Genomic DNA, 25,538 nt, shown 5'->3' on the forward strand with positions numbered 1-25,538 from the left:
TCGTTGTGCGGTCGTACCAGAATCAATGCCGCATTGACGCGGGCCGTACGCCGTCAGGAATATACCTCTCATCATTCTGACGAATAGGACGTCCATGGACCTGGTTCCGCGCGTGCCCGACTCCGTACCGGTGCTGGTGGCCGGAGGCGGGCCCGTCGGCCTGGCCACCGCCGTCGAGCTGGCGTACCAGGGCGTCGAATGCCTGGTCGTCGAGCCGCGCGAGCAGGTGTCGTGGCTGCGGCCGCGCGCGAAGACCACCTCGGCCCGCTCGATGGAGCTGCTGCGCAGGTGGGGGCTGGCGCAGACGCTACGGGCGCGGGCGCCGCTGGCGGTGTCGTGGTCGGACCAGGCGGTGTTCGTGGACAGCCTGCTCGGGCGGGAGATCACCAGGATCGGCGGCTGCTTCGGCCTCGACCTGGTCGGCTCCGACCTGGCCGCCGAGTCCGGCCAGCAGGCGCCGCAGCCGCTGGTCGAGGAGGTGCTGCGCGAGGCGGTCGGGGACGCGCTGCTGACGGGATGGCGGGTGACGGGCCTGCGCGAAGACCCCGACGGGGTGACGGTCACGATCGCGGCGCAGGACGGCACCGAGCAGGAGGTACGCGCCCAGTACGTGGTCGGCTGCGACGGCCCGCGCAGCGTGACCAGGGAGGCCATCGGCGCCCGGTACGAGGGCCGCCAGGACGCCAGGCCCAACTACAACATCGTCTTCCGCGCCCCGGGGCTGGCCGAGCGCATGCCGCACGGCCCCGCCGTGCACTACTGGGTGCTGAACCCGGAGCAGCCCGGCATGGTCGGCCGCCTGGACCTGAAGGAGACCTGGTGGTGCATCGCGCAGGGGGTGCGCGAGCAGGACGCCGACCCCGTACGGCTGGTGCGGAACCTGGCCGGGGCCGACATCGAGGTGGAGATCCTGGCCACCGACCCGTGGACCGCCCGGATGTTGCTGGTCGACCGCTACGCCAGCGGGCGCGTGTTCCTGGCCGGCGACGCGGCGCACCAGAACCCGCCCTACGGCGGGCACGGGTTCAACACCGGCATCGGGGACGCGGTCAACCTCGGCTGGAAGCTGGCCGCCGTGTTGCGCGGGTGGGCGCCGGAGGCGCTGCTGGGCACGTACGAGCGGGAGCGCCGCCCCATCGCCGCCGACACGATCGAGACCGCCGCCGCGAACATGTCCACCCTCGCCCCGGAACTGGCCGATCCGGCGCTGATGGGCCCTGACGAGGAGTTCGAGCGGGTGCGTCCGGCCGTGGCCGAGGCGGTGCGCAGGACCAAGGACCGCGAGTTCCACAGCCTGGACCTGGTGCTGGGCTACACCTACGCGGGCTCCCCGATCGTCGCGCCCGGCTGCGGCGAGCGCCTGCCGCACCGCTGGCTCGCGCCCGGCGAGTCCCTGTACGACCGGCTCGGCCCCGCGTTCAGCCTGGTCGGCGACCGGAACGCGCCGGGCGCGGACGTGCTGGTGGCGGAGGCGCGGGAGCTGGGCGTGCCGCTGCGCGTCGTGGACCTGCCCGGTGAGCCCCTCGCCCTGGTCCGCCCCGACCAGCACGTGGCCTGGCGCGCCGGCCACCCCTCGGGCGCGCTCCGGATGGCCCTCGGCTTCTCCTGACCCCCGGTCTACGCTGTTCACATGCGCGTAGTGGTGATCGGCGGAAGTGGACACATCGGCACGTACCTCATCCCGAGGCTGGTCGGCGTCGGGCACGAGGTGGTCAACGTCAGCCGGGGGCAGCGCGAGCCCTACAGCCCTCACGGCGCCTGGCAGCAGGTCATCACCGTCACCGCCGACCGCGAGGCCGAGGAGGCCGACGGCACGTTCGGCCGGCGGATCGCCGAGCTCGACCCCGACGTCGTGATCGACCTGATCTGCTTCACCGAGCACAGCGCCCGCGCGCTGGCCGACGCGCTCAGCGGCCGGGTGCGCCAGTTCCTGCACTGCGGCACGGTCTGGGTGCACGGCCCCAGCGCCCAGGTGCCGACCACCGAGGACGCCAAGCGGGAGCCGTTCGGTGACTACGGCGTCCAGAAGGCGGCCATCGAGGCGTTCCTGCTCGACCGGGCCCAGCGTGACGGGTTCCCGGCCACGATCATCCATCCCGGCCACATCACCGGGCCCGGCTGGGTGCCGGTCAACCCGGCGGGCAACGTCGATCCCGGCGTGTTCCAGGCACTCGCCGAGGGCGCCGAGGTGACGCTGCCCAACCTGGGAATGGAGACCGTCCAGCACGTGCACGCCGACGACGTGGCCCGGCTGTTCATGGACGCCATGGCCGGCCGCTCCGCCGCCGTCGGCGAGAGCTTCCACTCCGTCGCCACCACCGCCCTGACGCTGCGCGGGTACGCCGAGGCGGTGGCGGGCTGGTTCGGCAAGCCGGCGCGGCTGGCGTTCCTGCCGTGGGAGCGGTGGCGGGAGACGGTGTCCGAGCACGACGCGCAGGTGACCTACGACCACATCGCGCACAGCCCCCACTGCAGCATGGCCAAGGCCGAGCGGATGCTCGGCCACCGGCCGCGCCACACCTCCCTGGAGGCCATCCGCGAGGCGGTCGAATGGCTGGTGCGCGCGGGCACCATCAAGCCCTAGATCACCCGGTCAGAGGGCCGAACTCCTTGCGGGTGTCGATCACGTCGCCGAACAGCTCCCACCGCTCGCCCTTGAACGTCATGAGCTGCATCGACTCGATCGGGAACCCGTCACCCTGCGCCGTGTCCATCGTCACCCCCGGCAGCAGCATGTCCACCTGCACCCCCTTGAGGTTGCGCACGGAGTCGCGCAGCCCCTCGCGGGTCGGGCACGCGGCCGCCTCCATGGCCTTGTGGAAACTGCTCGCCACGGCCCAGCCGAACGTGTGGTACGGCACGTTGGGGTCGGCCTGCGGCGCGTACTGCCGCATCTTGTCCTTGTAGAGCTTCATCTCGGCGTCGTCCGCCCACGTCGGGTCGTTGGGGTCCTTGTAGTAGGTGGCCGACACGACACCCTGCACGTTCGGGAACCCGACCGGCTTCAGCACGGTGATCGAGGCGGCGACGTTGTTGACGATGTGCAGCGGGTTCCACTTGGTGTTCTTGGCGTCGGCCGCCAGCGCCTGCGAGCCGAACTTGGGCGTGGTGATGTTGAGGAACACCTCCGCCTCCGACTCGGCCAGGTTGCGCATCTGCGGATCGATACTGGGGTCGGTCACCTCGTAGCTCTGCTCGGCCACCACCTTGACCTGCGAGCCCTCCAGTGCCCGCTTGAAGCCGCCGAGCAGGTCCTTGCCGAAGTCGTCGTTCTGGTAGAGGACGGCGACCTTGGCCTCGGGCTTCTCCTTCTTCAGATAGGCCGCGTAGACGCGGGCCTCCGAGATGTAGTTGGGCTGCCAGCCGATGGTCCACGGATGTGTGGTGTCGGTGCCCCACTTGGAGGCGCCGGTGGCCACGAAGATCTGCGGGACCTTGCGCTGGTTGGCGTAGTCCCAGGTCGCGGAGGTCGAGGGGGTGCCGAGCGTCTGGAACAGGGCGAAGACCTGCTCCTGCTCCACCAGCCTGCGGGCCTCCTCGACGGCCTTGGGCGGCTGGTAGCCGTCGTCGCGGACGACGAACTCGACCTTGCGCCCGCCGATGCCGTTCTTCTCGGCGTTGACGTAGTCGAAGTACGCCTTGATGCCCTTGGGGATGTCCCCGTACGCGGAGGCGGGGCCGGACAGCGGATAGATGCCGCCCAGTTTGATGCTCTTGTCGGTAATGCCGGTGGTCTGCTGCCCGGCGCACTGGCCCGACGCGGCCGTGCCTCCGGTGTCACCGCCGCCGTCCCGTCCCCCGCAGGCGGCGACGGCGAGCAGGAGCAGCGCCGTGCAGCCGATGGCGGTTACTCGCATACCTCTTACTCCTTCCGGGGAATCTTCTTGACCAAGCGCCCGGCCAGGCCGGCCAGCCCCGTGGGGGCCACGTACATCACCACGATGATCAGCAGGCCGAAGATGACGCCGGGCGCGGCGTCGTTGACGTCCTGCGAGATGCTCGGCACGAACATCACGAACAGCCCGCCCAGCACCGGCCCCGACAGCGAGCCGAGCCCGCCGACGACCAGCCCGGCCAGCAGGGTGATCGACAGGTTCACGGTGAACGAGTCGGGCGAGACGAAGCCGATCACCCACGTGTAGACGCAGCCGGCCGCTCCGGCGAACATGGCGCTCCAGGCGAACGCGAGCGTCTTGTAGAACGACAGCCGCACGCCCATGACCTCGGCCGCCGTCTCGTTGTCCCTGAGCGCGTGCAGCGCCCGGCCCACGCGCGAGCGCAGCAGGCCCGCGGCCAGCAGGAACGCGGCGACGGCGACGACCAGGGTGAGGAAGTAGAGCCACTGGTCTTCGGCCAGGCCGCTCCAGGCGGGCGGCGCGGGCTTGGCCAGCGTCAGCCCCATGGAGCCGCCGGTCACCTCCTCGAACCGCTTGAGCAGCGGCACCAGGAAGATCGCGATGGCGAGCGTCACGAGCGCCAGGTACAGGCCGCGCAGCCGCATCGCGGGCACGCCGAGCGCCAGCCCCAGCACGAACGCCACCCCGGCCGCCACGGGCAGGGTCAGCGGGTACGGCAGGTCCCAGCGGTCGAGCAGGATGGCCCCCGTGTACGCCCCCACGGCGAAGAACGCGCCGTGCCCGAGCGAGATCTGCCCGGCGTGCCCGACGAGCAGGTTGAGCCCGAGCAGCGCCACCGCGTACACCAGCACCATCGTGAGCTGGAAGACGTGGAAGGGCGCGAGCTGGAAGGGCGCGTAGACGGCGGCGGCCAGCAGCAGGGCGAGCGCGGCCCAGCGCCACCTGGGGTCGGGCGGGCGCCGCGCGCGTACGGGGGCCGGCTCGGTGACGACCTTGGTGGCGCTCATGCCCGCTCCACCACCGCTCGGCCGAACAATCCCTGCGGCCGCAGCAGCAGGACCCCGAGAATGATCACCAGCGGCACCCCCACCTTGAGGTCGGATCCGATGACGCCGACGTACGCCCCGGCGAGCGTCTCCGCGACGCCCACGATCAGCCCGCCGGCGACCGCCCCGAGCGGGCTGTCGAAGCCGCCGAGCGTGGCCGCCGCGAACGCGTAGATGAGGACGCCTCCCATCATGTTCGGCTCCAGGAACAGCAGCGGCGCGACCAGCACCCCTGACACCGCGCCCACGGTGGCGGCCAGGCCCCAGCCGAGCGCCAGCGTCCGGCCGACGCGGATGCCGACCAGCCGCGCCGAGGCGGGGTTGGTGGCCACGGCGCGCATCCCGAGCCCGATCTTGGTGTGCTGGAAGAGCAGGTAGAGCAGCCCCATGACCACCGCGACCACGCCGAACACGCCGAGCGTGGAGAAGCTCACGCTGACCCCGGCCGCCTCCAGCGCGCCACCGGGGAAGGGGTTGGGGAAGTCCTTGATGAGGAACGTCCAGATCCAGCCGGCCGCCGCGTTGACGAAGATGAACAGCCCGACGGTGACGATCACGATGGTGAGCTCGGGAGCACCCTCGACCGGCCGGATGATCACCCGCTCGATGAGCATGCCGCCGGCGAACGACACCGCGAGCGTCAGCACCAGGGCCAGCCAGAACGGCAGGCCGGCGGCCACGCACTGCCAGGCGACGTAGGTGGAGAACATGGCCAGCTCGCCCTGGGCGAAGTTGACGATGCCGGTGAACTGGTAGATCAGCACCAGGGCCAGCGCCAGGCTGGCGTAGATGGCGCCCGCGCCGAGCCCCTCGACGACCTGCTGCACGAATCCGGCCATCGCGCTACACCCGGTACCCGAGGTAGGACTGCGCGACCTGCTCGTCGGCCCTGATCTCCGCCGCCGTGCCCGACAGCACGATGCGCCCGGTCTCCAGGACGTGCGCCTGCTGGGCGATGCCGAGGGCGAGATGGGCGTTCTGCTCGACGACGACCACGGTGGTCCGCTCCTCTGCGTTGATGGCCTGGACGATGCGGAACAGCTCCCGGGTGACCAGCGGGGCCAGGCCCAGGGACGGCTCGTCGAGCAGCAGCAGCCGGGGGCGCAGCATGAGGGCGCGGCCGAGGGCCAGCATCTGCTGCTCGCCGCCGCTCAGGCTGCCCGCCGCCTGCTTGAGCCGGGTCTTCAGCACCGGGAAGTAGGTGTAGATGCGGGCGAGATCCTGCTCGACCTCCGCTCCACGGCGCCGGACGTACGCGCCGAGGCGCAGGTTCTCCTCGACGGTCAGCGGCATGAACGTGCCCCGGCCCTCGGGCACGTGGGCGACGCCGTGCCTGGCGATCGTGTCGGGCGAGCGGCCGGCCAGCGTGGTGCCGCCGAGCGTGATCGTGCCGCGGGCCCTGACCACGCCGGACAGGGCGCGCAGCAGGGTCGTCTTGCCGGCGCCGTTGGGGCCGAGGATGGCGCAGACCTCGCCCTCACGGACGGTGAAGCCGACACCGTGCAGCACCCGCGCGTCTCCGTAACCGGCGACCAGGTCGGCCACCACGAGGTCGCTCATGCCGCCGTCCCCAGGTACGCCTCGATCACGGCGGGGTCGCGCTGGACGTCCTCAGGCGGGCCTTCGGCGATCTTGCGGCCGAAGTCCAGGCAGACGATGCGCTCGCAGATCCCCATGACGAACCCCATGTGGTGCTCGACCACGATCACGGTCAGGTCGTTCTCGGCGCGGATCGCGCCCAGCGTGCCCGCGAACTCCTCCACCTCGGCCGCGTTCAGCCCGTTCACCGGTTCGTCGAGGAGGAGCAGGCGGGGCCGGCCGATGAGCGCGCGGGCCAGCTCCACCCGCTTCAGGGTGCCGAACGGGAGCCCGGTCGCCGGATGGCCGGCCACCTCCGTCAGGCCCAGCCGCTCCAGGACCGCGTCCGCGTCGGCGCGCAGCTCGCGTTCCTCGCGGCGCACGCCCGGCAGCCGCAGCCCGGCGGACAGGAAGCCGGCGCGGCCCCGGTGATGCGCGCCGACCAGCACGTTGTCGCGTACCGACAGGCGCGGGAACAGGCCCAGGTTCTGGAACGTCCTGGCGATGCCGAGCGGGGCGATGGCGTAAGGGGCCACGGCGATGAGGTCGCGGCCCTCGTACGCGATCGTGCCCGAGTCGGCGTCGTAGCGCCGGGTCAGGCAGTTGAACAGGGTGGTCTTGCCGGCGCCGTTCGGCCCGATGAGTCCCACCATCTCGCCGGCCGCCACCTCGAACCCCACGCCGTCCAGCGCGGTGATGCCGCCGAAGCGAACGGTAAGATCGTGCACCTCCAGCATCCGGCCTCCTGGAGAACAATGTTCTGAAGTTGCGCTCAGCGTAGGAGCCGCTCGTCAGGAGCCGCATTGGGCACGGTGACCCAAGATGTTTCCGGCAAGTTGTCCTCTGAGCACAGGGAGGGTCTCGGACCGGTTACGACCCGTTGACCGCCCGGCGACGGGCATGGATCATCCCGGCATGTCCACCGGTTCGAGCACCGTGGCAGCCGCCGTCCGCGCGGAACGCACCCGAATCCTGTCCGAGCTGCTGAACGACCTTCCCGACCTGGCCGTCGTCGCCGTTTCGACCATGCTGGAGGAGATCCCCGCATACGCGGCGCAGGACGCCGCCTTCCGCACCGACGTGCGCGACCAGGTGGTCAAGCACTACCGGGCCAAACTGGGTGTGCTGCTGGAGGAGCGGACGGTCACCCCCGACGACATCTCCTTCACCCGGCGCGCCGCCATGCGCCGGGCCAGGGCCGGGATGGCGCTGGCCGACTACATCAACGCCTTCAGGGTCGGGCAGCAGGTCTTCTGGGAGGCCGTGGTCGAACGGGCCGGGCACACGTACGCCGGGCGCGAGGCGGCGCTGTCGCTGGCCACGCCGCTGATGCGGTACTGCGACTTCGCCAGCACGCACGCGGCGAACGCGTACATGGAGTTCCAGCAGTACGCGGCGGCGGAGGCCGTACGGGAGAGCCGCGACCTGCTGGAGACGCTGCTGGCCGGCAGCCTGCCCACGCGGGGCAGGGAGCTGGCCGCGGCGCAGGCGCACGGCCTGGTGCCCGACACCCGCACGCCGCTGCTGGTGGTGATCGCGGTGCTGGCCGGGCCGCCCGCCCCGGTGCCGAGCGGCCCCGACCAGGGCGCCGACGCGCTGCACGCGGCGTGCGCGGCCATCGCCAGGACCGGCGGCAACGGCGTGCGCACGCTGTCGGTCGTGCGCCAGTCGGAGATCGTGGCCATCCCCGTGCTCGGCCCCCACCAGAGCCCCCATCAGAGCCCCCATCAGAGCGCTGAGGAGTTGTGCGACCGGCTGCAGGGGGTGCTGCGCGGCCTGGCCACGGAGGGCATCAGGCTGGCCATGGGCGTCAGCACCGTGGCGACGGGCGCCGCGCAGCTCCCGCAGGCCTACCAGGAGGCCAGGGCCGTGCTGGACTTCCTGCCTGAGGAGGGCGGGGTGGCGGCGCTGCCCAGGATCACGCCGTTCCAGTATCTGGCGCTCAAGGCCGACGACACCGCGCGCAACCTGGTGGACGCGCGCATCACCGCGCTGCTGTCGGAGGACCGAGCCCGCGGCGGCGTGCTGACGGCCACGATCAGGGCGTTCGCCGAGGCGGACCTGAACCTGCGGGTGGCGGCCGAGCGGCTGCAGATCCATCCCAACACCGCCCAATACCGGATGCGGCGGATCCAGGAGCGCACCGGGCGGAGCCTGCGCTCGATCAACGATCTGGTCGAACTGCTGGTGGCCATAGCCCTCCAGGACACACTTCCCACCAATACCGGGCGGGAAAGACTGGGCACCGCGACCAATGAGGGGCGCGGGAGAGCGGACGTACCTTCTTTCCATGAACCTCGCTGACCGGCTCCACACCGCCGCCGACCGGCTGGGCGGCAGGGCGGTGCTCACGCTGGACGAGGCGGAGCTGACCTACGGCGCGCTGGAGGAGCTGAGCGCGCGGCTCGCCGGGTTGCTGCGGTGCCGCGGGATCGGTCCCGGCGACCGGGTCGCGATCATGCTGCCGAACGTACCCGAGTTCGGCGTCGTCTACTACGGGGTGCTGCGGCTCGGGGCCGTGGTGGTGCCGCTGGACCCGCTGCTCCGGCGCCGGGAGATCTCGGCCTACCTGGGCGACTGCGGAGCCAGGCTGCTGATCGCCTGGCACGCGTTCGCGGAGACGGCGGAGGCGGGCTCGGCGGGCACGAAGGCGGACTGCTTCTTCGTGGTGCCGGGCGAGTTCAGGCGGCTGCTGCGGGGCGTGGCGGCCGAACGCGAGATCGCTCCCACGGCGGCGGGCACCACCGCGGTGATCCACTACACCTCGGGCACCACCGGCCGGCCGAAGGGCATCGAGCTGACCCACGCCAACCTGGGCGGCAACGCCGCGACCGTGGCCCGCATGCACGCGCTCGGCGTGGACGACGTGGTGCTGGGCGCGCTGCCGCTCTACCACACGTTCGGCCAGACCTGCTCGCTCAACGCGACCGTGCACGCGGGCGCGCGGCTGACGCTGCTGCGCCGCTTCGAGGCGGGCCGGGCGCTCGAAGTGATCAGGCGCGACGGGGTGACGGTCTTCCAGGGCGTGCCGACCATGTTCATCGCGCTGCTCGACCATCCCGGCGCCTCCGACATGTCGATGCTGCGGGTCTGCGCGTCGGGCGGGGCGGCGCTGCCGCTGGACGTGCTGCGCGCGTACGAGGCCAGGTTCGGCTGCGAGATCATCGAGGGGTACGGGCTCAGCGAGACCTCCCCCGTCGCCGCGACCAACCGGGGCGGCCGGCACCGCAGGCCCGGCTCGATCGGCTGGCCCATCAGGGACGTCGAGATGAAGGTGGTCGACGAGGACGGCCGCGAGCTGCCCGCCGGCGCGATCGGCGAGATCGTGGTGCGCGGCCCGAACGTGATGAAGGGCTACTGGAACGACCCCGAGGCCACGGCCGAGGCCGTCCACGACGGCTGGTTCCACACCGGCGACCTGGGCCGGGTGGACGAGGACGGCTACTTCTTCCTGGTGGACCGCCGCCGCGACGTGATCATCAGGGGCGGGTACACGGTCTATCCGCGCGAGGTGGAGGAGGTGCTCTACGAGCATCCGGCGGTGCGGCAGGCGGCGGTGATCGGCGTGCCGCACGCGGGGCTGGGCGAGGAGATCGAGGCCGTGGTGGCCCTGCGCGCGCCGGTGACCGGGGAGGAGCTGCGCGACTTCGTACGGGAGCGGGTGGCGGCGTACAAGTATCCGCGCCGGGTGTCGTTCGTGGACGAGCTGCCGATGAGCCCGACCGGCAAGATCCTCAAGCGGGCGCTGACCCGCCCGGCCGCCGGCGGCCGCTCCGGTTGATCTCAAGAGCGAGATATCTCACATAGCGGTATTAATCATCTTATTCAGTAAGATGAGATCTAAAGTGGCCAGGCATGACACCCTGGGAAATGGTTGCTGTGCTCGTGGCCGGCATCGCGGGCGGGGCCATCAACACCGTGGTCGGGTCGGGATCGCTGATCACGTTCCCCACGCTCCTCGCCGTGGGCCTGCCGCCGATCACCGCCAACGTCTCCAACAACATCGGCCTGGTCCCCGGCGGGCTGAGCGGTGTCATGGGCTACCGGAGCGAGCTCAAGGGCCAGCGCGAGCGGCTGCTCCGGCTCGCCCCCGCCTCCCTGGCCGGCGCGCTGACCGGCGGCCTGCTGCTGCTCAACCTGCCCGAGCGCACGTTCACGGTGGTCGTCACCGTGCTCATCGCGCTGTCGTGCACGCTGGTCGTGATCCAGCCCAGGCTCAACCGGCTGCTGGCCGCCCGGCCCCGTCGCGCGCACGGCGGCCCGTGGCTGTGGCTCGGCGCGCTCGCGGCGGGCGCGTACGGCGGCTATTTCGGCGCCGGGCAGGGCATCCTGCTCATCGGCTTCATGGGCATCCTCATCGACGAGGAGCTCCAGCGCATCAACGCGGCCAAGAACGTGCTCGTCGTCGTGGTCAACGGCGCCGCCGCCATCCTGTACGCCCTGGTCGCCGACGTGGACTGGCTGGCGGTGCTGCTGGTGGCGCTGGGCTCGACGGCCGGCGGCTTCCTCGGCGCCCGCCTGGGTCGCCGGCTGCCCGCCCCGGTGCTGCGCGCGACGATCGTGGTCATCGGCGTCCTGGCGATCACCAAGCTCCTCGTCGGCTGAGGCGCGAGGCGGCGGTCAGTCCGGCGGGCGAACCTCGCCCGCGCTGCTCTCCCTGACGATCAGCCGGTGGGGCACCACGATCTCGGGTGGTGAGCCCAGCTCGCCGCGGATCGACTCCAGCAGCGTGTCCACCGCCCGGCGGGCGATCTCGCCCTTGTCGGGAGCGACCGTGGTCAGGCTGGGCGTGCTGTACTGGCCCTCCTCGATGTCGTCGAGACCCACCACCGCCACGTCCTCGGGGATGCGGCGGCCCGCCCTGATCAGCGCCCTGATCGCGCCGAGGGCGAGCAGGTCGTTGTAGCAGAAGACGGCGTCCGGCGGGTCGGGCAGGGCCAGCAGCCGCTCCATGGCCTCGGCGCCCAGCCGCCGGTGGAAGTGCGTGGTGGGCATGATCAGCGCCTCGTCGACCTCCAGGCCGTGCCTGGCGTGGGCCTGCCGGTAGCCGGCGGTGCGGAGCTGGGCGGTCTCGCCGGTCGCGTACGGCTGATCGCCGATGGCGGCCACCCGGCGGCGGCCGAGCCCGAGCAGATGGTCGGTGGCGTCGCGGGCGGCGGCCACGTTGTCGATGGCCACGTGGGGGAAGCTGCCGTTGAAGATGTGCTCGCCGAGCAGCACGATCGGCACCCGGTTGCCCCTGCCGCGCAGCTCCTCGGCGGTGACCGACAGCGGGCTGAGCACCAGACCGTCGAACATGGTGGCCCGCGAGTCGCGCCCGAGCAGCTCGCGCTCCCTGTCACCGTCGCCGTCGGTCTGGTCGATCATGACCACGTAACCGCGCGTCCTGGCGGCGGTGATCACCTCGCGGGCCAGCTCGGCGAAGTAGGGGACGTCCAGTTCGGGCACCACGAGGGCGATCATCCCGGTGCGTCCCTGTTTGAGGTTGCGGGCGATGAGGTTGGGACGGTAGTCGAGCTCGTCGAGCACCGCCTGCACCCGGGCGCGCAGCTCGTCGGAGACCGGCGCGTAACCGTTCACCACGTTGGACACCGTGCGGATGGACACGTTCGCCCGCTTGGCGACGTCACGCAGGGTTGGACCGGCCATGCGTCTCCTATACCTCCGACCGCTCGTGTTGGGAAGATCCTAAACCCGGTCTTGCATCGTTGCAGACAAGTATGCATGATGTCTGCATCGTTGCAGAGCCCTCACAACGTCATTTCCTGTCCGGCGAGGAGTCGCACATGTCCACACCCCCTCTTGGCCGTCGTGGGTTTCTCCAGGGAGCCCTGGGCATCGGCGCACTCGCCGCCACCGGCTCCCTCGCCGCGTGCGCCCCCGGCGGCACGGCCACGCAGCCCAGCAAGCTCGCCGCGCCGAGCGCGTCCGCCTCGGCGGCCAAGGGCGAGATCACCATCTGGAACCGGTCCGGCGACCTGTTCAAGGTCTTCGACGCGGCCATCGCCAAGTTCCGCGAGGCGTACCCGAACGTCAAGGTCAACCATCAGGCCGTCGACATCGACGCCAAGCTCGCCAACACCCTGATCAGCGGCACCGACGTGCCCGACGGCAGCTTCTGGGACGACGCCAAGATCGGCGGGCAGGCCGAGCACCTCTTCGACCTGACCGACCTGATCGCGCCGTACAAGGATCAGACCTCGCCGTACAAGCTGTCGGTGAACACCGTGGACGGCAAGATCTTCGGCGTTCCGTGGGACCTCGACCCGGGCCTGCTGTGGTACCGCGAGGACATCCTGGAGAGCGCCGGGGTCGATCCCGCGAGCCTGGCCACGTACGACGACCTCATCACGGCGGCCAGGACCGTCAAGGAGAAGGACCCAAAGACCCAGCCCATCCACCTGGAGAAGACGCCGTTCCTCAGCCAGCTCTGGCTGGAGATGCTGGCAGGACAGCAGGGCACGAGCCTCACCGACGCACAGGGCAAGCTGCGCCTCGACTCCGAGGAGTACCGGCGGATCTTCACCTGGATCCAGACGGCGGTCAAGGACGACCTGGTCACCCACGCCCCCTACCTGGAGCCGGCCGACGTCAAGTCGCTCGACGACGGCAGGCAGGTGTTCGTGCCGTGGGCGATCTGGTGGTCGTTCGCGCCGCAGCAGCTGCTCAAGGCCACCAAGGGCAAGTGGCGCGCCGCGCCGCTGCCGGCCTGGACGCCCGGCGGCGCGCGCAGCGGCGCGATGGGCGGCAGCAGCTTCGTCATCCCGGCCAAGGCCAAGAACCCCGAGCTGGCCTGGCTGCTGTACGAGTTCCTGTGCTTCAAGGAGCCCGGCTACACCGCCGTGTACGGCCCCAACGACGTCTACCCCGGCGGCCTGTCCACCTCGATCCCCAGCTACACCCCGGCGGCCGACCCGGCCAAGCCGTTGTTCCAGCCCATCGAGGCGCTCGGCGGCCAGGACCTGTGGAAGGTCGCCGTCGAGGCCGGCGCCACCATCCCGGCCGCCACGCCGATCCCGTGGTGGTGGGCCCAGTCGGTGGACTACCTCGGCAACAACATGCAGCGCCTGATGGAAGGCAAGATGTCCCCCGACCAAGTGATCTCGGAGTCGGCCGAGAAGATCCAGCGGAACCTGATCGACCGCTCATGAGGTCTGCCCGGCTCTCGCCGTATCTGTTCATCGCCCCGTTCTTCGTGGTCTTCGCCGCGTTCGGGATCTATCCGCTGATCTACGCCCTGCAGCTCAGCTTCATGCGCTGGCGCGGGGCGGGCGCGGCCCGCTGGGTCGGGATCGACAACTACCTCTACCTGCTGACCAGCCCGGACTTCTGGGCCTCGCTCGGCAACAGCGCCGTCATGTGGGTGCTGATCGTGCCGCTGCAGGTCGTGGCCGGGCTGGGCGGCGCGGTGCTGCTGGCCAACGCCAGGCTGCGGCTGCGCGGGTTCTTCCGGGTGGCCTTCATCGCGCCGTTCGTGACCCCGCTGGTGGCCATGGCACAGGTCTGGATCGTGGTGTTCGACCAGGACTACGGCCTGATCAACTACCTGCTCAACCTGGCGGGACTGCCCGACGTGGCCTGGCTGACCTCCACGACGTGGTCGAAGCCGACGCTGGCGCTGCTGTTCCTGTGGAAGACCACCGGGTTCGCGATCATCATCCTGCTGGCCGGCCTCCAGGCCGTCCCCGGCGGCGTGTACGAGGCCGCCGCGCTCGACGGCGCCTCCCGTGCCCGCCAGTTCTGGTCGATCACCGTGCCGCTGGTGCGGCGGAGCATGGCCTTCCTGGTGGTCATCCAGACGCTGGCGGTCTTCCAGATGTTCGCCGAGCCGTTCGTGGTCACCCAGGGCGGCCCGTACGGCTCCACCACCACCGCGGGGCTCTACCTCTACAACCACATCACCGCCTCCGACCTGGGCACCGGCGCCGCGAACTCGTTCCTGCTGGTCCTGCTCGTCTTCGGGCTGTCGCTGGTGTCGGTCAGGCTGCTGCGCCCGAAGGACGAGGTGTCATGAACAACACCAGGCCGGGCATCGCGCAGTACGCGGTGCTGGCGCTGCTCGCGATCGTGTTCCTGTATCCGATCTGGTGGGCGCTCAGCTCCTCGTTCAAGCCCGCCGCGGAGATCATCACGAGCCCGCTGTCGATCGGCGAGCTCACCCTGGCCAATTACCGGGCCATGTTCGCCGACGTGCCGATCGGCACCGGGTTCGCGAACACGGCGCTGGTGCTGCTGGTCAAGGGCGCGATGACGATGTTCTTCGCGCCGCTGGCCGGCTACGCGTTCGCCAAGTACGACTTCCCGTTCAAGAACCTGCTCTTCGGCACGGTGCTGCTGACGCTGATGCTGCCGACGCTGGTGCTGATCATCCCGCTGCTGCTGGAGATGAGCGCGCTCGGCTGGGTGAACACCTACCAGGCGCTGATCCTGCCGGGCAGCATCGACGCGTTCAGCATCTTCTGGATGCGGCAGACCATCGCCGCCATCCCGAACGAGCTCATCGATGCCGGGCGGGTGGACGGGGCCGGCGAGTTCGGCATCTTCGCCAAGGTCGTGCTGCCCGTCATCAGGCCGGGCCTGGCGGCGCTGGCGGTGCTGACCACGATGAACGTCTACAACGACTTCGTCTGGCCGGTCGTCGCCGTCAACGACACCTCCCATCAGACCCTCCAGGTGGTGCTGTCCACGCTGGCGCAGAACGTCACCGGCAACCGGATCGGCGCCGACTTCGCCACCGTCTGGGGCGAGCTGCTGGCCGCGGGGAGCATCGCCATGCTGCCCCTGCTGGTGATCTTCGTCCTGCTGCAGCGCCACTTCATCAACGGCATCCTCGCGGGCAGCGTCAAGGGCTGACCCCGATCATGAAAGAGAGCACTATGTCGCCGCGTGCGGAATACCCCCGGCCCCACTTCGACCGGTCGCACACCTGGTCGAGCCTCAACGGAGACTGGGACTTCCGGGCCGACACCGAGCCGGGCTGGAACCGGACCATCACCGTGCCCTTCGCCTGGGAGACCCCCGCGTCGGGCATCGAGGCCCACTGGCTGCCCGTGGCCTGGTACCGCCGCTCGTTCACCGTGCCGGCCGGCTGGGCCGGACAGCGGGTCGTGCTGCACTTCGGCGCCGTGCACCACGAGGCGACCGTCTACGTCAACGACGTCGAGGTGGCCTCCCACCGGGGCGGCTACACCCCGTTCGAGACCGACGTCACCGACGCGCTGGACGGCACGGGCCCGCAGCAGGTCGTGGTCCGGGTCTCCGCCCCGCTGGACAAGCGGGAGATCGCGCACGGCAAGCAGCGCAGCATTCCGCGCGACGACTTCGACGGCGTCTGCTTCACCCCGTCGTCGGGCATCTGGCAGAGCGTCTGGCTGGAGGCCAGGCCCGCCACCTACGTGTCGGCGCTGCGGCTGCGCCCCTCTTCCGGGCTCGACGCCATCGAGGTCGAGGCGGAGGTCTCGGGGGCGGCGCAGGCCGCGCTTGTGCTGCGCCTGCGCGGCACGGATACGAGCGTCGAAGTGCCCGTCGAGAACGGCCTGGTCAAGGCCGTGATCCCGGTGGCCGGGCCGCGCCTGTGGTCGCCGGAGGACCCGCACCTCTACCACGTGGACGCCACCCTCACCTCCGCCGACGGCACCGACACCGTCGCCGCCTACACCGGGCTGCGCCGGATCGAGGTGATCGGCGAGGACCTCTACCTCAACGGCGCCCGCCTGTTCGTACGCGGCGTGCTCGACCAGGGCTACTGGCCGCGCACCGGCATCACCGCACCCGACGACGCCGCGCTGCGCCGGGATATCGAACTGGCCGCCGCGGCCGGCTACAACCTGGTGCGCAAGCACCTCAAGCTGGAGGATCCGCGCTTCGTCCACCACGCCGACGTGCTCGGCATGCTCCTGTGGGCCGAGCCGGCCGCGACCGGCCGCTTCTCCGCCGATTCGGTAGCGGCGTTCGAGGAGCAGGTCGCGCCCATGGTCGAGCGGGACGGCAACTCCCCCGCGATCGTCATCTGGGGCCTGTACAACGAGGAGTGGGGCCTGGACTGGGACATTCCCGGCGACCCGGCCAAGCAGGCGGCGGCGGCAGCGGCGTACGACCTGCTCAAGTCGCTCGACGCGAGCCGGCCCGCGGTCGACAACTCCGGCTGGACGCACGTCAAGACCGACCTGCTCGACTGGCACTACTACGACGAGTCCGCCGCCTCCTGGGGCAGGACCGTCGCCGCGCTGCTCAACGGCGAGCAGGACGACTTCCCCGTCGGGCTCGGCCCCGGCTTCGTCGTGCGCAAGAAGCTGGCCGGCACGCCCGAGCAGCCACTGCGCGGCCTGCCCAACCTCAACAGCGAGTACGGCACCGGCTTCACCTCCGTCGAGCGGGGCTGGCAACTGCGCTGGCAGACCCAGGAGCTGCGCCGCCACGACCGCGTGGCCGGCTACGTCTACACCGAGATGTACGACATCGAGCACGAGTCGGCCGGGCTGCTGGACTTCGAGCGCCGGGCCAAGGACCTGGGCGGCGTCGCCCCTGCCGACGTGAACGCCACGACCACGCTCGTGCTCGACGTCGTCCCCGTGGCGCCGGGGCGTGACCTGCTCAGCGAGTCGGGCGAGGTGAGCGTGCCGGTCCGGGTCTCGCATCACGGGAGCGAGCCGGTCAACGGGCACCTGCGCACCGCCTGGACTCCCGTGCTCGGCGCCGCCCCCGCTCCTGACGCCTTCACCACCTCCGAGGACCCCTGGATTGAGGCCAAGCCGTTCCTGCTCAGCGGCCCCGCCGAGGTCCGCGCCGCGCTGCCGAAGGGCTGGAGCAGCGGCCGGCTGCACGTCGCCCTCGTCAGCGACGGCACGATCGTGGCCTGCTCGGCCGTGGACGTGGACACCTTCACCGGCCGCGTCATCGGCGACCAGCACTGACCGATCCCTCCCGCTCAATCACCCCCCTCCCCAACAAAGGAGAGCAATCAGTGCGCTACACACCCCCCACGCGGATCCTGTCCGCCTTAGCCCTGACCGCCGCCTGTCTCGTCGGACTGACGGGCCCGATGGCCGGCGCCGCCTCCGCGGCCCCCGCCGGCCAGGTGCTCTACTCCCCGAACCTGTCCACGTTCCCCCAGGGCGACGCCAGCTACCCCAGGGCGATCAGGCTGGACCATGACGGCTCGCCGAACGAGACCATGCTGGCCACCTACGCCCGCCGGGGGCACAACGCGCGCGCGTCGTTCCCGATCCACCGCAGTACCGACGGCGGGCGTACGTGGTCGGCGAACCCCATCTCCACCATCACCTCGAACACGCCGGGCTGGGACCTCGGCGCCCCCGTCCTGTACGAGGTGCCGCGCACCGCGAACGGCCTCAACCAGGGCGACCTGCTGGCCTCCGGCACGGCCTGGGCCGAGGGGAACTTCACCGCCCAGAAGGTCGAGGTGTTCAAGAGCACCGACCACGGCGCGACGTGGACGTACCTGTCCAACTGCACCCAGACCAGCGGCCAGCCCAACACCATCGGGCACGGCATCTGGGAGCCGTGGTTCCTGCTGACCCCGAACAACACGCTGGCCTGCTTCATCTCCGACGAGCGGCCCGCGAACACCCCCACGAACAACCAGGTCATCGGCCACTACACCTCCACCAACGGCGGGCAGTCGTGGAGCGCCACGATGACGCAGGACGTCGTCTTCCCCGCAGACAACCTGGCCAGGCCCGGTATGTCGATCGTGACGGCGCTGCCGAACGGCACGTTCCTGATGGCGTACGAGCTGTGCAGGGACGCCACCAACGCCGACCACGCCTGCGAGGTCTACACCAAGACCAGCTCCAACGGCCTGAGCTGGGGCTCGGGGGCGGGCACGCTCGTGCGCACGTCCGACCAGCGTGAGCTGCTGCACACCCCGTACGTCGCCTGGCTGCCGGGCGGCGGCGCCAACGGCACGCTGCTGCTGTCGGGACAGCGCGTCGTGGCCGGCCCGACCGGCAACAAGACCGTGCTCGGTGAGTCGGGCCAGGTCCTGTTCGCCAACACCGACCTGGGCGCCGGCGCGTGGACCGAGATCGAGGCTCCGGTGAACATCTCGCCCACCGGCGGTTACGCCCCCGGCGTGCCGTCCTGCCCCGGTTACAGCTCCCCCATCGTGCCCTCCGCGAACGGAACCGACTTCCTGTACCTGGCCGCCACCCACCTCACCGGCAACCAGTGCCAGGTCAGGTACGGCATCGGCACGCTGCCCGGCCGGGCGGGCCAGATCACCGGCCCGGCCGGCGCCGGCAAGTGCCTGGACGTGGACACCAACACGAACACCAACGGCAACGCCGCCCAGCTCTGGGACTGCGGCGTCGCCACCGGCCAGCGCTGGTCCAGACACCCCGACGGCACCCTGCGCGCCTTCGGCAAGTGCCTGGACATCGACGCCAACGGCACCGCCAACTTCACCAAGGTGCAGCTCTGGGAGTGCAACGCCAACGGCGGCCAGAGGTGGGTGCCCCAGGCCAACGGCTCGCTGCTGAACCCGCAGTCGGGCCGCTGCCTCGACGCGCCCGGCGGCGCCACGGCCAACGGCACCAAGCTGCAGATCTACGACTGCAACGGCCTCGACCCGCAGAAGTGGAACCTGCCCGCCTGATCTCCTGAAGGACCCTCACCCTCGTGGTGGGGGTCCTCCTGGACATGCGTCAGGCGAACGGCTGGGCGATCTGGTCGAGCGTCTCGTCGATGACCTCGAGCAGCGTGCGGGCCTGCTCCTCCTCGGTCCACAGGTGCGTGGCCAGCCGGAGCCCCACCAGGAAGGCCGCCGCCAGCACCCGGGGCGAGACCGGGCAGTAGCGCTCGGCGACGGCCGCCGACAGGTCTCGCTCCAGGGCCGCGTGGTTCGCCAGTTGCCGGGCGAGCAGCGAGGGGTGCCGCTTGGCCAGCCGGGTCCGCAGCGCCCACTCGCGCTCAGGCTCGCCCTCCTCCCGCTGCAGCTCCTCGATCGCCTCGCGCAGCGCCTGCCAGGCCGGCATCCCCTCCGGCTGTGCCCGCACCCGCCCCACCAGGGCCATGATGCGCTGCTCCTCACCGTAGAGCAGCGCGTCCTCCTTGCCGGAGAAGTAGTTGGAGAACGTCCGCCGCGAGATGTTCGCCGCGTCGGCGATCGACTCGACCGTGACGGCGTCGAGCCCGTGCTCGACCACCAGCCGCAGGGCCGCCTCGTGGACGGCCTGGCGGGTCTCGGCCTTCTTGCGTTCGCGCAGCCCCAGCGTGCTTTCCATGATGCCGGTCAGCTTACCCCGAACGGTGTCTACATCTGTAGACACGCTTTTGTGCCGGCGACGTGCGGGACAATCGGGGCGTGCAGTTCGGCGTCCTCGGCCCGCTCGTGGTCCGGCCGCCCGCCGGTGACCCGCTCGCCGTCGGCGGGCCCCGCCCGCGTGCGCTGCTCGCGATGCTGCTGCTCGACGCGGGCCGGCTGGTCAGCATCGAACGCCTCATCGACGGCCAGTACGGCGACCGGCCCCCTTCCGGCGCGGCCAACGCCGTCCAGGCACAGGTCTCCCGCCTGCGGCGCAACCTGCCCGCGGACCTGATCGAGTTCCACGGCTCCGGCTACCGGCTGGCGGTCGACCGGGAGAGCGTGGACGCACACCGGTTCGAGCGGCTGTCGCGCGAGGGGCGCGGGCTGCTGGCCGCGGGACGTCACTCGGCCGCCGCCGCCGTGCTCAGGGAAGGGCTGGAGCTGTGGCGCGGGCCGGCGTTCGCGGACGTGGCCGAGGCGCCGTTCGCGGGACCGCAGGCCGTACGGCTGGAGGAGCTGCGGCTGGCGGCCACCGAGGACCTGTTCGAGGCCGAGCTGTCGCTGCCCGAGGCCGGCCCGGTGAGCGGGCTGCGCGAGCTCGTGGCCGCGCATCCGCTGCGGGAGCGGGCGCGCGGGCTGCTGATGCGCGCGCTGCACGCGGCGGGACAGCAGGCGGAGGCGCTGGCCGTCTTCGACGAGGGCCGGCGGCTGCTGGCCGACGAGCTGGGGGCCGACCCCTCGCCCGAGCTGGCGGCCCTGCACCTGGAGATCCTGCGCGGGGAGCGGGAGAGCAGCACGCGGATCCCGCCGCCGGCGCAGCTCACGAGTTTCGTGGGCCGCGAGGCGGAGCTGGCCCGGCTGGACGCGCTGCGCGGGGCCCGGCTGGTGACGATCGTCGGGCCGGGCGGCACCGGCAAGACCCGCCTCGCCATCGAGTTCACCACCCGCCGCGCCTCCTCTGGGCGTGACGGCGGGCCGGCGTTCGTGGACCTGTCGCTCGCGGACGGCGCGACCGGGCAGGTGGCGCGGGTGGTGCTGGGTGCACTCGGGTTGCGCGAGTCCGCGCTCAAGCCGCCCGCCGCCGCCGGCGAGTTCGATCCCGCGGACCGCCTGATCGCCGCGCTGGCCGATCAGGACGTTCTCCTCATCCTGGACAACTGCGAACACGTGATCGCCGCAGCCGCCGCTCTCACCCGCCGCCTGCTCGCCCGCTGCCCCGGCCTGCACGTCCTGGCCACCAGCAGGGAGCCACTCGGCATCACCGGCGAGCAGTTGGTCCCGCTCGCTCCCCTCCCCACACCGCCGCCAGGGGAGGCCGACCCGGCCGACTATCCGGCGGTCAGGCTGTTCGCCGACCGGGCGGCGGCCGTACGGCAGGGGTTCACGCTCGATCCCGGCACCCTGGACGCGGTGCTGCGGATCTGCGCGGCACTCGACGGCCTGCCCCTGGCCGTCGAGCTGGCGGCGGCACGGGTGCGCACGTTCGGAGTGGCCGAGATCGCCGACCGGCTGGCCGAGCACGGCCGGTTCCGGCTGCTCTCGCGCGGCGACCGTACGGCCGCCGCGCGCCATCAGACGCTGCACGCGGTCGTGGAGTGGAGCTGGAGCCTGCTGGACGCCAGGGAACAGGCGCTGGCCAGGCGGTTCTCGGTGTTCAGCGGCGGCGCGACCCTGGAGGCGGTCGAACACGTCTGCGCCACGCCCGCACCGACTCAGGCCGAGGAGTCGGCGGGTGGGGAAGTGGCCGAGACGGAGGAAATCGTCGAGGCGGAGGAACTGGCTGACGTACTGGCGGATCTGGTGGACAAATCGCTCGTCGAGACCGACGGCGAGCGTTACCAGATGCTCGACACCATCCGCCTGTTCTGCGCCGGACGGCTCGCGGAGGCGGGCGAGGAGGAGGCGCTGCGGCGGGCGCACGCGGCCTGGTTCCTGACGTTCGCGCGGCGCGCGGAAGACCGGCTCTACCGGGCCGAGCAGTTGGAGTGGCTGGCCCGGCTGTCCGCCGACAACGCCAATCTGCAGGCGGCGCTGCGCTGGGGTGTCGAGCACGACAGGCCGACGGCGTTCCGGCTGATGACGGCGCTGGCCATGTACTGGTGGCTGAGCGGGCGGCGCGGCCAGGCCACCCCGCACGCCGAACGCCTGCTCGACGGCCCAGAGCCGGGGGACGAGCTGGCCGAGGAGTACGTGATGGCCGTGCTGCACGCCGTCCCGGGGGCGGACTCGCCGCACTGGGAGCGGGCGCGGACCATCGTCGAGTCGCTCGACCGGCCGCTGCGGCACCGATTCGGCGTGGCGCTCTGGGGCATGATCGCAGGCCCGCCCAGAGGCGGGATGGGGGCGGCGCGGGATCGGCGGATCCCGCAGGCCGACCCGTGGAGCCGGGCGCTCGAACGGCTCGGCTTCTCCCTGATGGCCCTGCACGACGGCCGGCTCGCCGAGGCGGAGGCCGAGCTGGAGGAGGTGCTGTCGGACTTCGGCGCGGTGGGCGAGCGCTGGGGCACCGGGCAGGCGCTCGACTGGCTGGCCCTGCTCGCGAGCTGGCGCGGCGACTGGGCCCGTGCGATGGAGCTGTGGGACCGGGCGCTGGCGATGGTCGCGGAGCTCGGGGCGCTGGACGAGCTGGCCGACATCCTGCTCAGACGCGGCAACGCGCACTGGCGCTCGGGGAACGCCGAGGCGGCCCGCGCCGACTGCGAGCGGGCGGGCGAGCTGGAGCGCCGGCTGGGCCGGCCGGAGCTGCTGGCCTGGGTGCGGCTGGAACTGGGGGACATGCTGCGGCTCCAGGGCGACCTTCCCGGGGCGGCCGAGCGGCTTGAGGCGGCGCTGTCCGGCTCCGGGGCCGGCACGTTCACCGCCGGCGGAACGACGTCACGGGTGCACACGGCGCTGGGCCGGTTGGCGACCGCCCAGGGGGACGTGGACCGGGCGGCACGCATGCACGCCGAGGCCGTGGCCATCGCGCTGCGCTCCCCCCTGGCCAACGACCTGGCCGAAGCGGCGGAGGGCCTGGCCGGCCACGTCCTCACGGCCGCCGCACCCGGCCCCGGTGACGGAGGGGACGAGCGGCGGCGGGCAGCGGTCGGGGCGGCGGTGCTGCTCGGGGTGGGAGCGGCGGTGCGGGGGATGGCCGTGGTCGGCGACCGCGACGTCGCCGCCACCGCCGCCGAGGCCACCCGCGTCCTCGGCCCCGACGCGTTCGCGGCCGCGTACGCGAGCGGCGCCGCCATGAAGCGGGACGAGACCGTGACCGTCCTGCGCAGCACCACCGGCCGCTAAGCCCGCATTGACAGCACCTGGGGGTGCTGTCAGCCGGGTGTCGCCGGGTTGTCAGCGGGTGCGGCGAGGCTCACTGGCATGCGAAACGTCAACGTCCTCATCTCCGGAGCCAGCATCGGCGGCCCCGCCCTCGCCCACTGGCTCGTCCGTTACGGCTTCAAGGTCACCGTCGTGGAGAAGGCCGGGACCCTGCGCGAGGGCGGGCAGGCCGTCGACTTCAAGGGCGAGACCCACCAGACCGTGCTGACCAGGATGGGCATCCTCGACGACGTCCGCCGCCTGCAGACCGGCGGCGCCGACCAGGAGATCGTGGATGCGAACGGCCGCGTGCTGGCCGTCATCCCCGGCGAGTTCACCGGCGGCGACCTGGAGATCAGGCGCGGCGACCTGTCCAGGCTCCTCTACGAGCGCACCGCCCCCCACTGCGAGTACGTCTTCGGCGACTCGATCACCTCGCTCACCGAGACCCCGGCCGGCGTGCATGTCACCTTCGAACGCGCGACCCCCCGTACCTTCGACCTGGTCGTGGGCGCGGACGGGATCCACTCCAACGTGCGCCGCCTGGCCTTCGGCCCCGAGGCCGACTTCGTCAAGTTCCTCGGCCACTACTACGCCCTGGTCGAGCTGGACGCGGACTTCGGCGAGCGGGCGATGATGTACAACGAGCCGGGCCGGATGGTCGCGGTCGGCGGCACCAAGGCGACCGCGTTCTTCGTCTTCGCCTCCGACCCGCTCGACTACGACCGCTACGACGCCGAGCAGCAGAAGGCCATCCTGGCGCGGAGGTACGAGGGCATGGGCTGGCGTACCCCGGAGATCATGAAGGCGGTGAGCACCGCCGAGGACGTCTACCTCGACTCGCTCAGCCAGGTCAGGATCGACCGCTACAGCGCGGGCCGGGTGGCGCTGCTCGGCGACGCGGCGTACGGCAACACCCTGGGCGGTTTCGGCACCGGCCTGGCCATGGTGGGCGCGTACGTGCTGGCGGGCGAGCTGGCCGCGGCGAACGGCGACCACCGCGCGGCCTTCGCCGAGTACGAGCGGCAGCTACGCCCCTACGCCAAAATCGCCGAGAACGGCAACGCCGGCCCCTTCCTGGCCCCCAGCGGCGGCGCCAGGATGCTGATGCGCAACTGGACCTTCAAGTCGAAGTTCCTGCTCGGCCTGATGATGAAAATGACCGACAAGTACGCCACTCACATCGACCTCAAGTCCTACTGAACGCTCTGATCCGGCCGACCCCGCCCTCCACGAGCAGGTGCGGTGGGGCGTCCATGAAGGGGACCCGCGCCTCGGCCGGATCGGCGCACCAGTCCTGGACCGGTACGAATCCAGGCCCGATCAGCTCGAACCCGTCGAAGAAGCGCAGCACCTCCGCCCTCGTGCGGAACCTGGACTGCGCCGGCGAACCGGCCGTGGCGAGCTGGAGCTGGGCGACGGCCTCGGGCGCGCTCTCCGCCATGGCGTGCGAAAGCACCAGATGACTGCCCGCCACCATGTGCTTCCTGAAGGCGGCCACGATCCCCTCGGGATCCTCCTCGTCCATGACGAAGTGCAGCACCCCGACCATGAGCACGCACACCGGCTGGTCGAAGTCGATCAACCCGGTGACGTGCGGGTCGGCCAGGATGTCACCAGGACGGCGCAGGTCGGCCTCGATGCCGGCGACGCCGGGAGAGTCGGCCAGCAGCACCTGTGCGTGCCTGCGCACCACGGGATCGTTGTCCACGTAGATCACCCGGCAGGCGGGATGCACCGCGCGGACGGTCTCGTGGATGCTGGGCGCGGTCGGGATGCCGGTGCCGAGGTCGATGAACTGCCTGACGCCCCGCTCGGCGAGATGACCGACCGCCTCGATCTGGAACCGACGGTTGGCCCTGGCCACGAGGCGGGTGTCGGGCGCGACCGCGAGCAGCTTCTCGGCCACGGCGCGGTCGACCGCCAGGTTGTCCTTGCCTCCGAGCAGGTAGTCGTAGACCCTGGCCGAGCTCGGCATCTTCGGGTTGACGCCGGGCGGAACGCGTTCTAGATCGGTCACGGTGTTTCGCCCCCTCCGCCGCGAACAACTTGGACGTCATATTACTCGCTGCTTACCGAGGATCTTCTTCGATCCGCCAGGCGAGCGAAATAGAACAAGTTCTCGTGGAGTTGACCAGGCAGGAGGTCCGGTGTCCGAACGTCTTCCCCAGGACGGACCGGAAATACAGCCGCCGGACCGATGCGCTCAGGGCCCGAGCCTGTGCATCCTGGTGGTGACGGGTCCGGTGCGGGCCTCGTTCCGGACCTGAGAGGAGTCACGAGGGCATGGACAACGCGGCAGGCCGCCCCACCGTGATCTTGGATAACGGCGTCGTCGGCAGGGTCGTGCTGGCCCATCCCCATCGGCGCGACCTCGTGCTCGTGCTCGGGATGGACGGCACCCTGCTCAGCTGCCAGCTCGACGACATCGCCTGCGTGGTCGGCGGCTCACCGCTCTGCCGCGACGGCTGACCTCCGCGCCTCGTGCCG

The 25,538-nt window shown here is 71.3% G+C and carries 21 protein-coding genes; 13 read left to right on the plus strand and 8 right to left on the minus strand.

The window, feature by feature from the left end; translation table 11 throughout:
* Positions 1-94 precede the first annotated feature (94 nt).
* Complete coding sequence (locus AB0C27_RS06150) at positions 95-1,609, plus strand: FAD-dependent monooxygenase (RefSeq protein ID WP_357838622.1); 1,515 nt, start codon at positions 95-97, stop codon at positions 1,607-1,609.
* Between the two features lie 21 nt (positions 1,610-1,630).
* Positions 1,631-2,584, plus strand: coding sequence for an NAD-dependent epimerase/dehydratase family protein (locus AB0C27_RS06155; protein WP_357838624.1), 954 nt, complete (start codon positions 1,631-1,633; stop codon positions 2,582-2,584).
* 1 nt (position 2,585) lies between these two features.
* Here the strand turns inward: AB0C27_RS06155 and AB0C27_RS06160 are convergent, their stop codons facing one another.
* Genes AB0C27_RS06160 through AB0C27_RS06180 form a run of 5 tightly spaced genes read right to left on the minus strand, consistent with a single transcriptional unit; the run spans position 2,586 to position 7,218 of the window.
* Entirely contained in the window at positions 2,586-3,857 is a 1,272-nt protein-coding gene (locus tag AB0C27_RS06160; protein WP_357838626.1) for an ABC transporter substrate-binding protein, read from the minus strand.
* Positions 3,858-3,862: 5 nt separating this feature from the next.
* On the minus strand, positions 3,863-4,864 hold the full coding sequence (locus AB0C27_RS06165; protein ID WP_357838628.1) for a branched-chain amino acid ABC transporter permease: 1,002 nt from the start codon (positions 4,862-4,864) through the stop codon (positions 3,863-3,865).
* Positions 4,861-5,742 (minus strand): branched-chain amino acid ABC transporter permease, encoded by an 882-nt coding sequence (locus AB0C27_RS06170; protein WP_357838631.1) that lies wholly within the window; start codon positions 5,740-5,742, stop codon positions 4,861-4,863. Before AB0C27_RS06170 ends, AB0C27_RS06165 begins: the two co-directional genes overlap by 4 nt.
* A 4-nt stretch (positions 5,743-5,746) precedes the next feature.
* Positions 5,747-6,463 carry an ABC transporter ATP-binding protein gene (locus AB0C27_RS06175; protein ID WP_357838634.1) on the minus strand — a complete coding sequence of 239 codons (717 nt, stop codon included), beginning with the start codon at positions 6,461-6,463 and terminating at the stop codon, positions 5,747-5,749.
* Positions 6,460-7,218 carry an ABC transporter ATP-binding protein gene (locus AB0C27_RS06180; protein WP_357838637.1) on the minus strand — a complete coding sequence of 253 codons (759 nt, stop codon included), beginning with the start codon at positions 7,216-7,218 and terminating at the stop codon, positions 6,460-6,462. Before AB0C27_RS06180 ends, AB0C27_RS06175 begins: the two co-directional genes overlap by 4 nt.
* A gap of 178 nt (positions 7,219-7,396) precedes the next feature.
* On the opposite strand from AB0C27_RS06180, the gene AB0C27_RS06185 reads away from it, so the two are divergent.
* From AB0C27_RS06185 to AB0C27_RS06195, 3 genes are all read left to right on the plus strand, one after another.
* On the plus strand, positions 7,397-8,785 hold the full coding sequence (locus AB0C27_RS06185) for a helix-turn-helix domain-containing protein (RefSeq protein ID WP_357838640.1): 1,389 nt from the start codon (positions 7,397-7,399) through the stop codon (positions 8,783-8,785).
* Positions 8,772-10,262 carry a long-chain fatty acid--CoA ligase gene (locus tag AB0C27_RS06190; RefSeq protein WP_357838643.1) on the plus strand — a complete coding sequence of 497 codons (1,491 nt, stop codon included), beginning with the start codon at positions 8,772-8,774 and terminating at the stop codon, positions 10,260-10,262. Before AB0C27_RS06185 ends, AB0C27_RS06190 begins: the two co-directional genes overlap by 14 nt.
* A gap of 74 nt (positions 10,263-10,336) precedes the next feature.
* A complete protein-coding gene (locus AB0C27_RS06195) occupies positions 10,337-11,086 on the plus strand; it encodes a sulfite exporter TauE/SafE family protein (RefSeq protein WP_357838646.1) in 750 nt (249 codons plus the stop codon).
* Between the two features lie 15 nt (positions 11,087-11,101).
* Here the strand turns inward: AB0C27_RS06195 and AB0C27_RS06200 are convergent, their stop codons facing one another.
* Positions 11,102-12,130 carry a LacI family DNA-binding transcriptional regulator gene (locus AB0C27_RS06200; protein WP_357838649.1) on the minus strand — a complete coding sequence of 343 codons (1,029 nt, stop codon included), beginning with the start codon at positions 12,128-12,130 and terminating at the stop codon, positions 11,102-11,104.
* Positions 12,131-12,267: 137 nt separating this feature from the next.
* On the opposite strand from AB0C27_RS06200, the gene AB0C27_RS06205 reads away from it, so the two are divergent.
* The 5 genes from AB0C27_RS06205 to AB0C27_RS06225 are packed head-to-tail and all read left to right on the plus strand — an operon-like array spanning position 12,268 to position 19,097.
* On the plus strand, positions 12,268-13,632 hold the full coding sequence (locus AB0C27_RS06205) for an extracellular solute-binding protein (RefSeq protein ID WP_357838652.1): 1,365 nt from the start codon (positions 12,268-12,270) through the stop codon (positions 13,630-13,632).
* Complete coding sequence (locus AB0C27_RS06210) at positions 13,629-14,495, plus strand: sugar ABC transporter permease (RefSeq protein WP_357838655.1); 867 nt, start codon at positions 13,629-13,631, stop codon at positions 14,493-14,495. Before AB0C27_RS06205 ends, AB0C27_RS06210 begins: the two co-directional genes overlap by 4 nt.
* Positions 14,492-15,334: a carbohydrate ABC transporter permease gene (locus tag AB0C27_RS06215; protein ID WP_346108499.1), complete on the plus strand. Its 843-nt coding sequence runs from the start codon at positions 14,492-14,494 to the stop codon at positions 15,332-15,334. Before AB0C27_RS06210 ends, AB0C27_RS06215 begins: the two co-directional genes overlap by 4 nt.
* Positions 15,335-15,357: 23 nt before the next feature.
* Entirely contained in the window at positions 15,358-17,394 is a 2,037-nt protein-coding gene (locus AB0C27_RS06220) for a sugar-binding domain-containing protein (protein ID WP_357838659.1), read from the plus strand.
* 50 nt (positions 17,395-17,444) lie between these two features.
* Positions 17,445-19,097, plus strand: a complete 1,653-nt coding sequence (locus AB0C27_RS06225) for a ricin-type beta-trefoil lectin domain protein (protein WP_357838662.1) — start codon at positions 17,445-17,447, stop codon at positions 19,095-19,097.
* 49 nt (positions 19,098-19,146) lie between these two features.
* Here the strand turns inward: AB0C27_RS06225 and AB0C27_RS06230 are convergent, their stop codons facing one another.
* Positions 19,147-19,725 (minus strand): TetR family transcriptional regulator, encoded by a 579-nt coding sequence (locus AB0C27_RS06230; RefSeq protein WP_357838665.1) that lies wholly within the window; start codon positions 19,723-19,725, stop codon positions 19,147-19,149.
* A gap of 80 nt (positions 19,726-19,805) precedes the next feature.
* Here AB0C27_RS06230 and AB0C27_RS06235 point away from each other — a divergent pair, with 80 nt between their 5' ends.
* Entirely contained in the window at positions 19,806-23,030 is a 3,225-nt protein-coding gene (locus AB0C27_RS06235) for a BTAD domain-containing putative transcriptional regulator (protein ID WP_357838668.1), read from the plus strand.
* A 78-nt stretch (positions 23,031-23,108) separates the two neighbouring features.
* Positions 23,109-24,251, plus strand: a complete 1,143-nt coding sequence (locus tag AB0C27_RS06240; RefSeq protein WP_357838671.1) for an FAD-dependent monooxygenase — start codon at positions 23,109-23,111, stop codon at positions 24,249-24,251.
* Here AB0C27_RS06240 and AB0C27_RS06245 read toward each other — a convergent pair.
* On the minus strand, positions 24,238-25,068 hold the full coding sequence (locus AB0C27_RS06245; protein ID WP_357838674.1) for an SAM-dependent methyltransferase: 831 nt from the start codon (positions 25,066-25,068) through the stop codon (positions 24,238-24,240). The genes AB0C27_RS06240 and AB0C27_RS06245 overlap by 14 nt on opposite strands.
* Positions 25,069-25,334: 266 nt before the next feature.
* On the opposite strand from AB0C27_RS06245, the gene AB0C27_RS06250 reads away from it, so the two are divergent.
* A complete protein-coding gene (locus tag AB0C27_RS06250; protein WP_346108514.1) occupies positions 25,335-25,520 on the plus strand; it encodes a hypothetical protein in 186 nt (61 codons plus the stop codon).
* Positions 25,521-25,538: the final 18 nt, after the last annotated feature.

The sequence above is a fragment of the Nonomuraea sp. NPDC048882 genome, assembly GCF_040649755.1.
Classification (GTDB): domain Bacteria; phylum Actinomycetota; class Actinomycetes; order Streptosporangiales; family Streptosporangiaceae; genus Nonomuraea; species Nonomuraea maheshkhaliensis.

Bases quoted from the DNA above. Each gene is read 5' to 3' on its own strand.
- AB0C27_RS06155 (WP_357838624.1), top strand. From the start codon at position 1,631: ATGCGCGTAGTGGTGATCGGCGGAAGTGGACACATCGGCACGTACCTC.
- AB0C27_RS06185 (WP_357838640.1), top strand. From the start codon at position 7,397: ATGTCCACCGGTTCGAGCACCGTGGCAGCCGCCGTCCGCGCGGAACGC.
- AB0C27_RS06165 (WP_357838628.1), bottom strand. From the start codon at position 4,864: ATGAGCGCCACCAAGGTCGTCACCGAGCCGGCCCCCGTACGCGCGCGG.
- AB0C27_RS06215 (WP_346108499.1), top strand. From the start codon at position 14,492: ATGAACAACACCAGGCCGGGCATCGCGCAGTACGCGGTGCTGGCGCTG.
- AB0C27_RS06210 (WP_357838655.1), top strand. From the start codon at position 13,629: ATGAGGTCTGCCCGGCTCTCGCCGTATCTGTTCATCGCCCCGTTCTTC.
- AB0C27_RS06175 (WP_357838634.1), bottom strand. From the start codon at position 6,463: ATGAGCGACCTCGTGGTGGCCGACCTGGTCGCCGGTTACGGAGACGCG.
- AB0C27_RS06160 (WP_357838626.1), bottom strand. From the start codon at position 3,857: ATGCGAGTAACCGCCATCGGCTGCACGGCGCTGCTCCTGCTCGCCGTC.
- AB0C27_RS06250 (WP_346108514.1), top strand. From the start codon at position 25,335: ATGGACAACGCGGCAGGCCGCCCCACCGTGATCTTGGATAACGGCGTC.
- AB0C27_RS06240 (WP_357838671.1), top strand. From the start codon at position 23,109: ATGCGAAACGTCAACGTCCTCATCTCCGGAGCCAGCATCGGCGGCCCC.
- AB0C27_RS06195 (WP_357838646.1), top strand. From the start codon at position 10,337: ATGACACCCTGGGAAATGGTTGCTGTGCTCGTGGCCGGCATCGCGGGC.
- AB0C27_RS06190 (WP_357838643.1), top strand. From the start codon at position 8,772: ATGAACCTCGCTGACCGGCTCCACACCGCCGCCGACCGGCTGGGCGGC.
- AB0C27_RS06200 (WP_357838649.1), bottom strand. From the start codon at position 12,130: ATGGCCGGTCCAACCCTGCGTGACGTCGCCAAGCGGGCGAACGTGTCC.
- AB0C27_RS06205 (WP_357838652.1), top strand. From the start codon at position 12,268: ATGTCCACACCCCCTCTTGGCCGTCGTGGGTTTCTCCAGGGAGCCCTG.
- AB0C27_RS06180 (WP_357838637.1), bottom strand. From the start codon at position 7,218: ATGCTGGAGGTGCACGATCTTACCGTTCGCTTCGGCGGCATCACCGCG.
- AB0C27_RS06150 (WP_357838622.1), top strand. From the start codon at position 95: ATGGACCTGGTTCCGCGCGTGCCCGACTCCGTACCGGTGCTGGTGGCC.
- AB0C27_RS06220 (WP_357838659.1), top strand. From the start codon at position 15,358: ATGTCGCCGCGTGCGGAATACCCCCGGCCCCACTTCGACCGGTCGCAC.
- AB0C27_RS06170 (WP_357838631.1), bottom strand. From the start codon at position 5,742: ATGGCCGGATTCGTGCAGCAGGTCGTCGAGGGGCTCGGCGCGGGCGCC.
- AB0C27_RS06230 (WP_357838665.1), bottom strand. From the start codon at position 19,725: ATGGAAAGCACGCTGGGGCTGCGCGAACGCAAGAAGGCCGAGACCCGC.